Origin of the sequence: Maribacter aestuarii (genome assembly GCF_027474845.2) — a bacterium.
Lineage (GTDB): Bacteria > Bacteroidota > Bacteroidia > Flavobacteriales > Flavobacteriaceae > Maribacter > Maribacter aestuarii.
Window position 1 is genome coordinate 1,015,895 of record NZ_CP107031.2, and the last position, 12,844, is coordinate 1,028,738.

The following is a 12,844-nucleotide window of genomic DNA, read 5'->3' on the forward strand; positions in this document are numbered from 1 at the left end:
GTATCCTAGGTTACAAAGGTGAAGAAGAGCATTCTCTTCAGAAATGACCTACGTCATTAGCAGAAGAAATATAGGGACGGCACAGAAGTTGACCGCTATTCTTGCGTTTCAAAATTGATACTCCATATACCACGGACTTCATTATCCTGATAGCCTATGGCCTTATCCTGAGGATATAGGGACTTTATGGTAAGTAATGTTTCCGGTGTTATCTGTTCTTGTGGATTACCATGACATTGTAGGCACATGGTATTGGTAGTAATCGGGTAATAAAAATCGACCTCGCCGTCCTCACTCTTAACAATGGGTTTAGGATCTTTTCCTGCAGCGACCAGTTTTTTAAAATAAGTTATGTAACCTAGTTCTTCCTCGTTGGCGGTGTTCTTTGGGTTACGAGGTTTGTCCGTTACCCTTCTGATTATAGCATTGTTCATAACGGAAACACTATCAGTTATTTCCAATGCCCTCGTACTACAGAATTCTATGGCACCTATAGTTCCCTTTTCACCAATGGCTTGGACAAGATTTTTTCCCAAGACTGTTTTCGCCGCCATTGCATGTGCCATGCCCATGTTGGTATTTGCGTCCAGTATTTCTTTGGAAATAATACTCCTTTTAAACATTTTGCTTTTTCCTTCTCCTTCTTTCAAGGCCTCATCGTACCAATTGGGACGTTCAATATCATAATCGTAAATGTACTCGGCAATCTGGGCGATTACATCAGCGTGATAGGGGATGTAGGGCATACTTCCGAATTCGAACAGCGCATCGGGCATTTTGCTTTCCTGTTCGGGGTCGTTGACCCATTTGATCAGGTCTTCGGTAAACTGCTCCTTAGTGGTGTTATCGCCAATGTAATAATCTTTGATAGCTATCATTGGAGGCGCAATCATGCTTTCTTGTGGAGCTTCGGGATTGTGACAGATATAACATTCCTGTTCCATTATGCGTTTACCAGGATGCTGCTTTGCTATATCTGTAGTTTTGTTGGCTGATGGAATTTTTACGTATTCAGTTTTATCTTTGTTCTCCTCTTTACAGCTTAATAGTAAAAGACTACAGACCAGAAGCATTACATATTTCTTCATTTCATTTGGTTTTGAAACAGCAAGCTCCGAATCTTTGTGTACCTAGAGAATGATTTTTGTCAGTTTACTTCGTTTACAGCAACTCTTTAAAAAGGATGTAAATTCCCATTAAGAGTACGAACCAACCGAAATATTTTTTGAGTTTTTCACCGGCAATGAATCTGTTCAACCAGATACCAATGAATATTCCTACTATGGAAAGAATGGTAAAGGTTACAAGAAAAGGCCAGTCGATATTAAGATTTTCTACGTCGCCAATAAATCCGATTACCGACTTTATAGCGATAATCAAGAGCGATGTGGCCACAGCCTTTTTCATGGGGAGTTTGGCCAAAAGCACCAAAGCCGGAATAATTAAAAAACCCCCTCCGGCGCCAACGAGACCTGTTAAGAATCCCACTACGGAACCTTCCAGTACGATTAAAGGATAATTATAAACAACCTTGGCGTTCTCGTCATAGTAGCCAATTACTTTGCGTCGTATCATGGAAATGGATGCTAACAACATAATCAGCGCAAAGAAAACCATGATACCAATATCCTTTGTTACCAGAAAATCATTAATAAAAAACAGGTTTTCTGGGATATAAGGAATAAGATACCTTCTAGTGGCATACACTGCAACAAGGGCAGGCGCTGCAAAAACAAGCGCTGTTCTTACATCAACAAGCTTTTTACGCAGGTTCTGAATGGCTCCTACCACTGCGGTAACACCAACAACAAACAGCGAATAGGCCGTAGCCGTTACAGGATTTAAGTAGAATAAATAAACAAAAACGGGAACCGTAAGGATAGAGCCACCTCCTCCAATAAGCCCTAATACTATTCCAATGATGACCGCTCCTAAGTAACCTAGAAAATGGGTAAACTCCATATGTACTCTTTTTGGCGAAAGTACCCAGAGAACTATACCCTGGCAGTAACAAAGGTTACACTAAAATTATAGTGAAATGATCTCTATATGATTTCTATGAAGTTTTACTTTCCCCATGATTTCCAATTTTTTCAGCAATCGGGAAACCACTACCCTGGAAGTGTTTAGGTCGTAGGCAATTTCTTGATGGGTGCTATTGATTGTTTTATCTTTTAGGACTCTTACCTTGTCCTTTAAGTATTTAAGCAGTCGCTCATCCATTTTTAAAAAGGCGATACTATCCACGGTATCCAATAATTCATTTAATCTAGTGTGATAGGTATTCAGCACAAAATTTCTCCAACTTTTGTAAGACGCCAACCAATCCTCCATTTTTCCAATAGGTATCATGAGGACTTCGGTGACGCTCTCCGCAACTACCCTGACCTCACTTTTTTTCCGACCTAGGCAACAAGTCATTGTCATAGCACATGTATCCCCATCCTGTAAAAAATAGAGTAACAACTCATTGCCATCGTTATCCTCTCGTAAGACCTTGATGACTCCTGAAACCAATAAGGGCATATATTTTATGTATTGCCCTATTTCCATTAACTTTTCACCTTCCTGAAAATTCCGTAGTGTACCAACTTCGTTTATTTCCTTTAGTAATTCTTCTTCAAAAACATGTCCATAATTCACCGTAAGTCCTTTAACCATATTTTATTTCTTTGCTGTCTTCAAAAGTATGAATTCGCTAATGTTATTCATATCTATGGCTCCAACAAGTTCACCATTCTTAGTAACCGGAAAAAAGCTGGTCTTTTCAGTTCCAATAAGCTCTAGTACGTTGACCACTGCTGTAGTCGTCTCAATAGTTTTGAAATCGGTATGCATCACATCACCTATCAATTGGGTAGGCTTCGCGGCATTTTTTAAAATGTCCTTTTGGTAGAGTATTCCAACAATTGCGTTATCGTCCGTAACCACAAAGTCCTTTTCTGAACCGGCCAACAAAGTATCGATGGCTTTCTGTATTGTATCCTCAGGATGAAGTCTTGTTATGTAATACATCATTGCATCTTTCACAGTATGACCCGCCAAAATAGACTGCTGTTGTACCATTTGGTTCTCACCGTAGGCACCCATAAAAATGAACAGGGCTATCAAAATGAGGAAAGGGTTAAAGAAAAGTCCAAGCACAAAAAACAGAATTGCTAACCCTTGACCGATTCCGGAAGCTATTTTTGTGGCATCAACGCGACCTAATTTAAAGGATAACAAAGCCCTAAGCACACGACCACCATCCATAGGGAAAGCAGGAATCAGGTTGAAAAGAACCAGCATGACGTTGGCTATAAATAGATAGAATAAAAAGTTTTGAAAGGTAGGTTCATACAAGATTTCCTCAAGCACCACGGCGTCAAAATTAAAGTAGCTTCTTAAAGGAATCGCAATGGCTAGTAGAATAGCTATTACAACATTCACGGCCGGCCCGGCAAAAGCAACCAGTAATTCTTGATGCGGCTTTTCTGGGATTTTTTCTAAAGTGGCCACCCCTCCAATGGGTAATAACATTATTTTTTGGGTGTTTATCTTAAACCTTTTTGCTGTAAGCGCATGCCCTAATTCGTGTAATATTACGCAAACGAACAAGATTAAAATCAATGCTTCATTGAGTATAATCCTGCCTAGATTGGCACCTTGCTGGACTTCTATTAAGGCTACCCAAAGCAATAAGAGCGTAAATGTCCAATGTACCTCGATTTTTATTCCCGCAACGCTTCCTAGTTTAAGGACTCCTTTCATAATGCTGCCATTTAAGGGCGAAGATATTTGGCTAGCACCCTATCAACAATGACATTGGTCATATGTGCCCTCTAGCGTTACCGTTAAATTTGGATTAGAATTAAGCCATAAAAATGAATAAGATAATTACGCTGACCGTAAACCCTGCCATTGATAAAAGCACCACGGTTGCAGGTATAAAACCAAACAGTAAATTACGATGTACCAAACCCATTTATGAGGCAGGCGGCGGCGGTATAAATGTTTCACGCGTATTGTATGAACTTGGAGGCTCCTCGCTTTGTATGTATATGGCGGGAGGTGCAACGGGTAACCATCTACAAAATCTATTGGATGACTTGGATATAAAACAACGTGTAATTTCCATTGCGGAAAGGGTACGTGAGAACCTCTCGGTTACCGATACTACAAATGGTCAACAATACCGATTTGGAATGCCGGGGCCTGTGGTAAACGAAAGCGAATGGAAAAACACTTTGGAGGAGTTGGAGTCCGTATTATCCGAAGGTGACATATTGGTAGCAAGTGGGAGTTTAAGTCCCGGCATACCTGTTGATTTTTTTGCCAAAGTATCAACAATAGCTCAGCGGGCAAAGGCAAAGTTCATTCTGGATTCTTCTGGGGAAGCCCTGCTGAAAGGGGTACAGGCCGGTGTTTATATGCTGAAACCCAATCTGGGAGAACTTGCCGCCTTATGCGGAGTGGCGGCTATTAATTTCTCAGAATTAGAGTCACTTTCCAAAACATTTTTAGAGAAAAATCCATGTGAAATACTCGTAGTTTCCTTGGGTGCACAAGGTGCTAAAATGATTACCAAGGATATGGTAACACATATAGCGGCGCCCATCGTATATCAAAAGAGCACTATAGGTGCAGGGGACAGTATGGTTGCCGGAATGGTATTTGCGCTGGCTCAAGGAAAATCATTTTCAGAAATGGTACAGTACGGGGTGGCGTGCGGAACAGCGGCAACGATGACCCCAGGCACACAACTCTGTAAAAAGAAGGACGTAGAAGATTTGTACAAATGGATCAAAGAAAATTCAGAGTCCTCCGAAAAATTAAAAATTAATACCTGAGTAAATTATTACTTCAAACAAGCACTGAAATGGGAAGAAACCAAGTAAGTAAAATAGATGAAATTTCTAGGTCGAGGTTCGTTAAACATTTACTGGACGATATTAGGGCCTTGGAAATACTTTTGCGAAAAGGAATGATCGAAAACGATATCATCCGTATTGGTGCCGAACAAGAATTTTGTTTGGTCAATGCCAATTGGCGCCCATCCAAAAACGCTGCACAAGTATTATCCGCTGTTTCGGATAAGCATTTCACCCATGAAATAGCAAAGTTTAATTTGGAAATAAATTTAGATCCTGAGGTATTGCAAGCAAATTGCTTTTCACTATTGGAAACAAAATTGAGACAATTCCTTAAAAAGGCGTCCTTAGCTGCTAACAAGTACGATACAAAGCTTTTATTGACGGGTATCCTACCCACAATTAGTCTAAACGAACTCTCACTGGAATTCATGACACCCAGCAGACGTTACGAATTAATTAATGATGCCGTAAAAAACATAAGAAAGCAAAATCTTGAGCTCCATATCCGTGGTGTGGATGAGCTATCCGTGCATCACGATTCCGTATTGTTCGAAGCGTGCAACACAAGCTTTCAGTTACATCTCCAAATCCCTCCAGAGGATTTTGTAGCCAGTTATAATTGGGCACAAGCCATATCTGGGCCAATGTTAGGAATCTGTGCCAATTCCCCTTTGTTGATGGGGAGGGAGCTATGGAATGAGACGCGCATAGCGTTATTCCAACAGAGCGTGGACACCAGGAGCTCATCTTACCATCTAAAGGACAAACAACCACGGGTAACCTTTGGGAATAATTGGATATCGGAATCCATTGTTGATATTTATAAAGATGACATTGCCGAATATGAAGTCTTGTTGGCTACAGATATTGTCGAGAGTTCGCTTGATGCATTAGACAAAGGAAGGATTCCAAAATTGGAAGCTCTTGGTATTCATAATGGCACTATTTATCGTTGGAACCGACCATGCTATGGTACTGATGGAAAAACTGCGCACATCCGAATAGAAAATAGATATCTACCCTCTGGGCCTTCCGTTTTGGACCAAATGGCAAATTTTGCCTTTTGGGTAGGGTTAATGATGGGAAGACCGTCTGAATTTGACAACATATCCAAAATCATGGATTTTAGGAATGCCAAGGACAACTTTATAAAAGCAGCTAGAAATGGAATCAACAGCGTGATGCATTGGAAAGACAAAACGTTTTCTACACGCGAGTTGATAGTCAATGAACTACTTCCAATAGCCTATAAAGGATTACAAAAGAGTGCTATTGAAAAGAAAGATATTGAAAAGTACCTAAAAATAATAGAGCAAAGAGCAAACGGAATGAACGGGGCAACTTGGACGATAAAGAACTATCGCAACCTCAAAAAGCATATGAAGAAAGACGATGCCCTAATTTCATTGACAAAGACTATTTACGAAAATCAGCAAACCTTATTACCAGTTTCTGAATGGTCCATGATTAAAGAAAAACGCAATATCCGCACAAACGCCTTATTAGCGGAACAGCTCATGTCCACCCATCTTTTTACCGTGAACGAAAATGACTTGGCAGCTATGGCGACCAGTGTTATGAAATGGAAGAACATACATCATGTTCCGGTATTAAACGACGAACAACAACTATGTGGTCTATTAACCTGGAGTCATATCACAGAACACTTGAGGGAAAATAAGGATTCTTCGGAATTAAAAGTACGAGAACTGATGGTTAAAGAAGTGATTACCATTACACCCGATACAGAAATTGAAACTGTTTATCAAATACTAGAAAAACATCGCATCGGATGTCTTCCTGTAATTAAAGAGGGTAACTTAGTAGGTATCATTACCCGTAATGACATGAGTAACATCTAAAATGGCCAGAATATTTAGCAAAGCCCTTAAACATTCCATTGAGACTGGTCGCATTATTGCTAAAATAAATGGTGGTCTACCGGGTCCAACAGTCATATTTATTGGAGGTGTACATGGAAATGAACCATCTGGGGTGTTTGCGCTTCACAAAGTGTTGAAAAACCTGAATGAAAAAAAGACTAAACTTAGCGGCACAATATATGCCCTAGCAGGCAATTTGCCCGCTTTAGAAAAAGGAATTCGTTATGAAAAAGAAGACCTGAACCGTATTTGGAGCACGGAGCGAATTGAAGCGTTCCATTCCAATAAAAATTCAGTGGTAAATTATGAAACAAAACAGGCATTAGAGCTTTTGGATTGTATAAATTCCATTCTAAGGGACGAAGCAGGGCCGTTTTACTTTATAGACCTGCATACAACTTCTAGTCCTACAGAACCCTTCATAACGGTTAATGATAATTTGTTGAACCGAAAATTTACACAGCAATATCCAGTTCCGTTATTGTTGGGTATTGAAGAATACCTAGAAGGTACTTTTTTAAATTACATCAATGATATGGGCTTTGTTGCCTTTGGTTTTGAATCCGGACAACATGACGCTTTGGAATCCATAGATAATCATATGGCCTTTGTTAATCTCACACTAGTTTTTACCGGAAGCATACCAAGAAGTGAAATAGAGTTTGAGAAGCATTACAATTTATTAAATGAGCACACCAATCATTTAGCTATTTGCTATGAAATAATTTACCATTACAAAATAGAACAGAACGAACAGTTTAAAATGCTTCCGGGATTCAAGAATTTTGAACCTGTTCCTAGAGGTGTACCTATTGCCTTGAGTGATGAACGATCTGTTGAAGCCCCGCAAGCGGGAAACATTTTTATGCCCCTCTACCAAAAAAAGGGAAATGATGGTTTTTTTATTATAAAACCTGTACCTACTATTTTTTTAAGATTATCCACCATACTAAGAAAATTACACATAGATTATCTTTTACCCTTTTTACCAGGAATATCTTGGGTCTCCAAAAAACGAGATGCTTTATTGGTAGACTTGAAAATTGCCCGATTCTTTGCCAAGAATTTTTTTCACCTGCTGGGTTACCGCAACAGAAGACTTGGGGACACCACAATGATAGTACGAAATAGGGAAGCAAACTCGTTAAAAGACGCATACAAAAAAGCTCCTTGGTATTAACGTTAAACACTAAGCTGAGCTTAAAATTTCTCCTTTTAATACGCTGATGTCATGATAAATATCAGTGCAATCCTAAAACGCCGTTCGTATCTTGTTTGCATCACAAATATTAAAAACAATAACGGCTATGAGCTACTATTTTTCAACGCAACTCAAGGACATAACTTTTGACCAAGCAGTATCCAAAACTACAGAAGAACTTAAAAAAGAAGGTTTTGGAGTCTTAACGGAAATTGACATGAAAGCTACGCTTAAGAAGAAATTGGACGTAGACTTTCATAACTATAAGATCTTGGGAGCGTGCAATCCGCCCCTAGCCTATAGAGCCCTTCAGAGCGAGGAGAAGATAGGAACTATGCTTCCTTGCAATGTCATTGTGCAAGAAAAAGTACTTGGAACTGTGGAAATCGCCGCAGTGGACCCAGCAGCATCCATGCAAGCAGTGAAAAATGATGGACTCATAGCTATCGCGGAAAATGTAAGGGATAAGCTTAAAAAGGTCATCACAAATCTTGGCTCATGACCCCATGAAAAGATTTAGCGGCTATGTTTTCTTCTATTTTTTATGTTGCTTCGTTATCAATATCAACCCAATGCACGCTCAAAATCCAAATGCGGCGCAAACCTATCAAAAAGGCGATAAACTTTTTACGCTAGGCCTAGAATATGTTGATAGCTTCTCTGCAGATAAAGATATCGACCTTTATTCCTTTCGATTGGGGTATGGTTCTTTGCTTTTTAAAAATGTAGTTTTTTTTGGCACCCTGAACATTTCCGGAACTAGTGGTCTGCTAAAAATTGAAAATGAGGATACTACGGAGATTCTTAATGCGGAAAGCTTCGGTTTTGGAACTTCGTTTCTATTCAGATGGTACTTTGTTCAGTTTAAAAACATCTCCCTATTTTTAGATGTAGGCGCAGGTTTGCTCTACAGTTTTCAAAGCTTTCCGCCAAAAGGGACTAAGCTAAATTTTACGACCCGTCCAGGTGGTGGACTGGCAATTAACATCAATTCAAGGACTCAACTCCTAGGTGGGATAAATCGTTTTCATCTTTCCAACGGACAAGGATATAACCATCCATTCAATCCGGCCTTTGACGGATTAGGATTTTTTGTAGGAATAATTCTTAGGATGAAATAGGCAAGGTGACTTAAATCATTTTTTCTTTTATTAACATCGGTTACCTTCTTAGTTCAAACGAGATTGACTAAAAATAATGGAACAATAGCTTATGAAAACTTCAACTTATGCAAATTTTTGTGAACGTTGTGGAATGCCTATTCATAAACTTGCCGATTTCGGTTCCAATTTAGATGGTACCGTTAATACGGAATATTGTCATGATTGTTATGTAAGAGGAGAATTTGTGGACCATGGAATAACACTGGAAGAAAGGGCTGAGCGACAACTTGGATCATAGTTGTTATACTGTCATACATTGACTCCAAAAAGACACCCTAAATGGGCTGTTAACCCCATGACAATCGTTCAACAAAATGCAACTCTAATTATTGCTTTGCCTTATTTCTTTGCCGATACTGGTACCGACTGTTCTAGATGTTATAGCCCTTTTAAAATCAAAAAGATATTTTGTGTTCTTTTGATACCATTTTCTGTATTTTTTTCAATGCATAAGGTTTAAGAATGATTTGTAAAAGTCAGGTATTGCTTAATGCTGTATCTCCTGGCATTACAAAATTGGCCAAGAGAAAACCCTATACCATGATTACAATGTTAATCAATCTAATAAAAGCAATGCCTACAACTATTGCAGCTTTGCTTGATAATATTATATGTAAATTTCTTTTGATTAAGGCGAAGACTCAAGAATATGAATTCCCTTATTTAAGGATTTTGTTATAGTCTTCTTTTAAAAATATAACGGGTTATGAATATCCCTTGCCCATCTGTTTCTCCGGCATCGCGCTTTCTACAGCACTGGTAACGAATATTAAGGCCCAACCATCAGCCAGCATAGTGGTTAACTTTGAGGAAATAACGGCGTCATTAGCTGCAATATTTTGAAAACGAATTTCACCCACATTATAGAAGTTCAAAAGTTTTGTTTCTTCAAAATCCATAACGCGGATATCCTGTCGTTTTGATTTGTTACGCGTATTATCTTCCTCCGTTTGCTCTGAAGAGAATTCTGAATAATCACGTTCTGCATTGTTTGAAATAAGTCTTGAACGCCCTAAACCAAGTGGCACAATTGACTCTACGCTAGTAATTACTTTTACTTCAAATCTTGGCTGTAATTCATCCGGTTCATTTTGTGCCAATGCACTAAACAAGGTTGCAATGGCTATTAAGCCCGATAAGATTAAGTTTTTCAAACTATTTCAAATTTAGGTTAGAAGTATCAAAATTATGAGTGTTGGTTTTCGGTGGCAATGATTTTAATCAGTCATAAATGGAAAATTTTATGCTCATTATTATTATTACTTGATTTAAATTATTTTCGCAATGGCTTTTTTAATGTGGTCAAGTATGATATTAATCATCTCGAAAAACCACCATATACCTTAGTTTTGGTCAAAGATTTAATTCGTCAAACACGACTTATAAAGAACAATATGACCTCTTGAATCTTAATAGGACCTATGTGGACATTTAGAAATTTCAACATTGCCGACTGGTTTTCATTCTATCGTGTGGCTGCCGTACCCTTACTAGTGCTACTATTGTGGTTAGGTAAACGGGAAATGTTTACTTGGTTTTTACTTATAAGTTACAGCACCGATGCCATAGATGGATACTTGGCAAGGAGGCTCAAAGTAACAAGTGCCAGGGGTTCTCAGCTAGATTCTATTGGTGATCAGTTGACTTTTGTCATGGGCCTTGTTGGCCTCGTCGTCTTCGAGACCGCCTTCATCAAAGCGAATATAGTACTCATTCTTATTGCATTTGTGCCATATCTCGTTCAAATGATAATCGCATTCATCAAATATGGCAAGGCGACCTCTTTCCACACCTATCTGGCCAAAGCGTCTGCTGTTATTCAGGGAGTGTTCATTTTATGGCTCTTGTTTTTCGGTCCGGTATATTGGCTATTCTATTTTATGATCGTCATAGGGCTTTTGGAAACTTTAGAGGAGATTACACTCATCTTTATGTATGATACTTGGGTGTCCGACGTAAAAGGGTTTTTTTTCGCACTAAAGGATAAAAGAAGAAGAAATGGCACCGATACCGTAAAGCAATAAACAAACCCATGCGATCCTATTCCTTTTTCGCAATTTTTCTGTTATGTCTGGCATTATTGTTAATAGACATCTTGGCCTTTTATTGGTTGTTATCCATAACCCAGCCCCTAACATCTACCTTACTTAAAACCAGTATTTATGCTGCTTTCTGGATTTTCACCATTGGCTTGATTACATCCATTTTAATTCTAAAAGTTAGAATGGAGCTGGTGGCCCCAGAACGTCAACAGCTTCTAATATCAAGACTTTACGGCCTTACCGTATCATCCTTTATTCCCAAACTGATTTTTGTTGTGGTCATCAGTATCCTCTACTTTACCAATTTTGCGTTTTCAGAGAAGGAGTCCGTAATCGTAATACCCCTCATCGGAGTTTTCTCAGGTTTTCTCCCCTTTTTTGTTATTCTCTATGCGGTATTTAGTGCAGTATACCGGTTTAAGGTGTACCATATCAAATTGAAATGTGATGTTTTACCAGAAAATTTCAAAGGCCTGCGCATTGTACATATATCCGACCTTCATTTGGGCAGTTTTAATTTCAAGTATCATATTCTAGAGCGTGCCATCAAAAAAATAAATCATTTAAAGCCGGATTTTATATTTTTTACGGGAGATTTGGTAAACAATTTTGCGTGGGAGCTAAGAGGTTGGGATTCCGTTTTAAGCCAGTTATCCGCCAAGCAGGGAAAATATGCCGTTTTGGGAAACCATGATTATGGAGACTACAGCCAATGGCCCACTAAAGATGAAAAAAGAATCAACTTCGAAAATATTCAGGATTTTTATCAAAAAATTGATTTTAAACTATTGATGAACGAAGCAGAGCGGTTTCAATATACAAACGAACACATGGCTATCATAGGCGTAGAAAACTGGGGGAATCCACCTTTTAAGCAATATGGGGATTTACAGAAGGCTTTAGAAAACGTCCATGATATTTCCTTCAAAATTTTGCTTTCGCACGACCCTTCACATTGGCGCGAAGAAGTAGTACACCATACCAACATAGCATTGACCCTTTCCGGCCATACCCATGGCATGCAGGCGGGTATTAACTTTAAAACCAAAAAGTGGAGCCCTATAAAGTATAAATACGAACATTGGGCAGGTCTATATAAGGAAGCCAACCAATATCTGTATGTAACCCGGGGGTTGGGTTGGATGGGCTTTCCAGGTAGATTGGGCATGCGACCAGAGATTACCTTTATAGAGCTTTCAAAAAAATAGATTTGACAATATTTTTGTTCGACAAAACACTTACGGAAGAAATCATGGAATAAATAACAAAATAAAGAAGGTATGTTTATGAGAAAGACTCTTTTTAATCCAGTCGGAAACTTGTTTTTATTGTGTGTAATTACTTTGGGCTGTACTTCAACAAAAAATATCGAGGAGCAAACAAGAAATCTCAATACTACTCAAAAATCAGAAATGTCCAGCACTAGTGAGGGCACCACAGAAGAATACGGTTTGCATGCTCATTACCAGATTTTGAGAGAGTCCGATGTCAATATGTCCCAAAAATCAGTTTCGGGCGATTCATTGCTACAAAAGGTTAGAACGAACGGAGAAAACAAAATTGCATCAAAAGATAATTCTCGCAAAGAACTTGGAATACTTGATTTTTCAGCGATAAAAAGCGCTGTCTCGGATAAAATTGTAGAAAATTATCGCAATAGTCAAAAAAAACACCTGGTGGCCATTGTCTTACCGTAAGCAAA

13 protein-coding genes and 1 pseudogene are annotated in these 12,844 nt (G+C 38.8%); 9 read left to right on the top strand and 5 right to left on the bottom strand.

Translation table 11 applies throughout. The features are described from left to right. Nucleotides 1-95 precede the first annotated feature (95 nt). The 4 genes from N8A89_RS04585 to N8A89_RS04600 all read right to left on the bottom strand — a co-directional run bounded on the left by N8A89_RS04585 (nucleotide 96) and on the right by N8A89_RS04600 (nucleotide 3,750). Complete coding sequence (locus N8A89_RS04585; protein WP_281541190.1) at nucleotides 96-1,088, bottom strand: Tll0287-like domain-containing protein; 993 nt, start codon at nucleotides 1,086-1,088, stop codon at nucleotides 96-98. A gap of 73 nt (nucleotides 1,089-1,161) precedes the next feature. Next, nucleotides 1,162-1,962 (bottom strand): sulfite exporter TauE/SafE family protein, encoded by an 801-nt coding sequence (locus N8A89_RS04590; RefSeq protein ID WP_289644994.1) that lies wholly within the window; start codon nucleotides 1,960-1,962, stop codon nucleotides 1,162-1,164. 66 nt (nucleotides 1,963-2,028) lie between these two features. Next, nucleotides 2,029-2,661, bottom strand: a complete 633-nt coding sequence (locus N8A89_RS04595) for a Crp/Fnr family transcriptional regulator (RefSeq protein WP_289644995.1) — start codon at nucleotides 2,659-2,661, stop codon at nucleotides 2,029-2,031. 3 nt (nucleotides 2,662-2,664) lie between these two features. Beyond that, nucleotides 2,665-3,750: a site-2 protease family protein gene (locus tag N8A89_RS04600; protein ID WP_281541191.1), complete on the bottom strand. Its 1,086-nt coding sequence runs from the start codon at nucleotides 3,748-3,750 to the stop codon at nucleotides 2,665-2,667. 113 nt (nucleotides 3,751-3,863) lie between these two features. On the opposite strand from N8A89_RS04600, the gene N8A89_RS04605 reads away from it, so the two are divergent. From N8A89_RS04605 to N8A89_RS04630, 6 genes are all read left to right on the top strand, one after another. After that, complete coding sequence (locus N8A89_RS04605; RefSeq protein ID WP_281541192.1) at nucleotides 3,864-4,829, top strand: 1-phosphofructokinase family hexose kinase; 966 nt, start codon at nucleotides 3,864-3,866, stop codon at nucleotides 4,827-4,829. 29 nt (nucleotides 4,830-4,858) lie between these two features. Then, a complete protein-coding gene (locus N8A89_RS04610; RefSeq protein ID WP_281541193.1) occupies nucleotides 4,859-6,715 on the top strand; it encodes a glutamate-cysteine ligase family protein in 1,857 nt (618 codons plus the stop codon). Between the two features lies 1 nt (nucleotide 6,716). Beyond that, nucleotides 6,717-7,916, top strand: coding sequence for a succinylglutamate desuccinylase/aspartoacylase family protein (locus N8A89_RS04615; protein ID WP_289644996.1), 1,200 nt, complete (start codon nucleotides 6,717-6,719; stop codon nucleotides 7,914-7,916). 127 nt (nucleotides 7,917-8,043) lie between these two features. Further along, the gene (locus N8A89_RS04620) at nucleotides 8,044-8,439 is read left to right on the top strand and encodes a DUF302 domain-containing protein (protein ID WP_281541196.1); all 396 of its coding nucleotides are present in this window, start codon (nucleotides 8,044-8,046) and stop codon (nucleotides 8,437-8,439) included. A 70-nt stretch (nucleotides 8,440-8,509) separates the two neighbouring features. Beyond that, a complete protein-coding gene (locus tag N8A89_RS04625) occupies nucleotides 8,510-9,058 on the top strand; it encodes a hypothetical protein (RefSeq protein WP_289644997.1) in 549 nt (182 codons plus the stop codon). Nucleotides 9,059-9,149: 91 nt separating this feature from the next. Continuing rightward, nucleotides 9,150-9,338, top strand: a complete 189-nt coding sequence (locus N8A89_RS04630; RefSeq protein WP_281541198.1) for a zinc ribbon domain-containing protein — start codon at nucleotides 9,150-9,152, stop codon at nucleotides 9,336-9,338. 437 nt (nucleotides 9,339-9,775) lie between these two features. Here the strand turns inward: N8A89_RS04630 and N8A89_RS04635 are convergent. Then, nucleotides 9,776-10,212: pseudogene (locus N8A89_RS04635) on the bottom strand (hypothetical protein). Between the two features lie 309 nt (nucleotides 10,213-10,521). On the opposite strand from N8A89_RS04635, the gene N8A89_RS04640 reads away from it, so the two are divergent. The 3 genes from N8A89_RS04640 to N8A89_RS04650 all read left to right on the top strand — a co-directional run bounded on the left by N8A89_RS04640 (nucleotide 10,522) and on the right by N8A89_RS04650 (nucleotide 12,839). After that, nucleotides 10,522-11,124: a CDP-alcohol phosphatidyltransferase family protein gene (locus tag N8A89_RS04640; RefSeq protein WP_289644998.1), complete on the top strand. Its 603-nt coding sequence runs from the start codon at nucleotides 10,522-10,524 to the stop codon at nucleotides 11,122-11,124. A gap of 8 nt (nucleotides 11,125-11,132) precedes the next feature. After that, the gene (locus N8A89_RS04645) at nucleotides 11,133-12,350 is read left to right on the top strand and encodes a metallophosphoesterase (protein ID WP_281541200.1); all 1,218 of its coding nucleotides are present in this window, start codon (nucleotides 11,133-11,135) and stop codon (nucleotides 12,348-12,350) included. A 78-nt stretch (nucleotides 12,351-12,428) separates the two neighbouring features. Next, complete coding sequence (locus tag N8A89_RS04650) at nucleotides 12,429-12,839, top strand: hypothetical protein (RefSeq protein WP_281541201.1); 411 nt, start codon at nucleotides 12,429-12,431, stop codon at nucleotides 12,837-12,839. Nucleotides 12,840-12,844 lie beyond the last annotated feature (5 nt).

What these genes read in the sequence shown, in the direction of transcription:
- N8A89_RS04585 (WP_281541190.1), bottom strand. Translation starts at nt 1,088, where the DNA reads ATGAAGAAATATGTAATGCTTCTGGTCTGTAGTCTTTTACTATTAAGC.
- N8A89_RS04590 (WP_289644994.1), bottom strand. Translation starts at nt 1,962, where the DNA reads ATGGAGTTTACCCATTTTCTAGGTTACTTAGGAGCGGTCATCATTGGA.
- N8A89_RS04595 (WP_289644995.1), bottom strand. Translation starts at nt 2,661, where the DNA reads ATGGTTAAAGGACTTACGGTGAATTATGGACATGTTTTTGAAGAAGAA.
- N8A89_RS04600 (WP_281541191.1), bottom strand. Translation starts at nt 3,750, where the DNA reads ATGAAAGGAGTCCTTAAACTAGGAAGCGTTGCGGGAATAAAAATCGAG.
- N8A89_RS04605 (WP_281541192.1), top strand. Translation starts at nt 3,864, where the DNA reads ATGAATAAGATAATTACGCTGACCGTAAACCCTGCCATTGATAAAAGC.
- N8A89_RS04610 (WP_281541193.1), top strand. Translation starts at nt 4,859, where the DNA reads ATGGGAAGAAACCAAGTAAGTAAAATAGATGAAATTTCTAGGTCGAGG.
- N8A89_RS04615 (WP_289644996.1), top strand. Translation starts at nt 6,717, where the DNA reads ATGGCCAGAATATTTAGCAAAGCCCTTAAACATTCCATTGAGACTGGT.
- N8A89_RS04620 (WP_281541196.1), top strand. Translation starts at nt 8,044, where the DNA reads ATGAGCTACTATTTTTCAACGCAACTCAAGGACATAACTTTTGACCAA.
- N8A89_RS04625 (WP_289644997.1), top strand. Translation starts at nt 8,510, where the DNA reads ATGCACGCTCAAAATCCAAATGCGGCGCAAACCTATCAAAAAGGCGAT.
- N8A89_RS04630 (WP_281541198.1), top strand. Translation starts at nt 9,150, where the DNA reads ATGAAAACTTCAACTTATGCAAATTTTTGTGAACGTTGTGGAATGCCT.
- N8A89_RS04640 (WP_289644998.1), top strand. Translation starts at nt 10,522, where the DNA reads ATGTGGACATTTAGAAATTTCAACATTGCCGACTGGTTTTCATTCTAT.
- N8A89_RS04645 (WP_281541200.1), top strand. Translation starts at nt 11,133, where the DNA reads ATGCGATCCTATTCCTTTTTCGCAATTTTTCTGTTATGTCTGGCATTA.
- N8A89_RS04650 (WP_281541201.1), top strand. Translation starts at nt 12,429, where the DNA reads ATGAGAAAGACTCTTTTTAATCCAGTCGGAAACTTGTTTTTATTGTGT.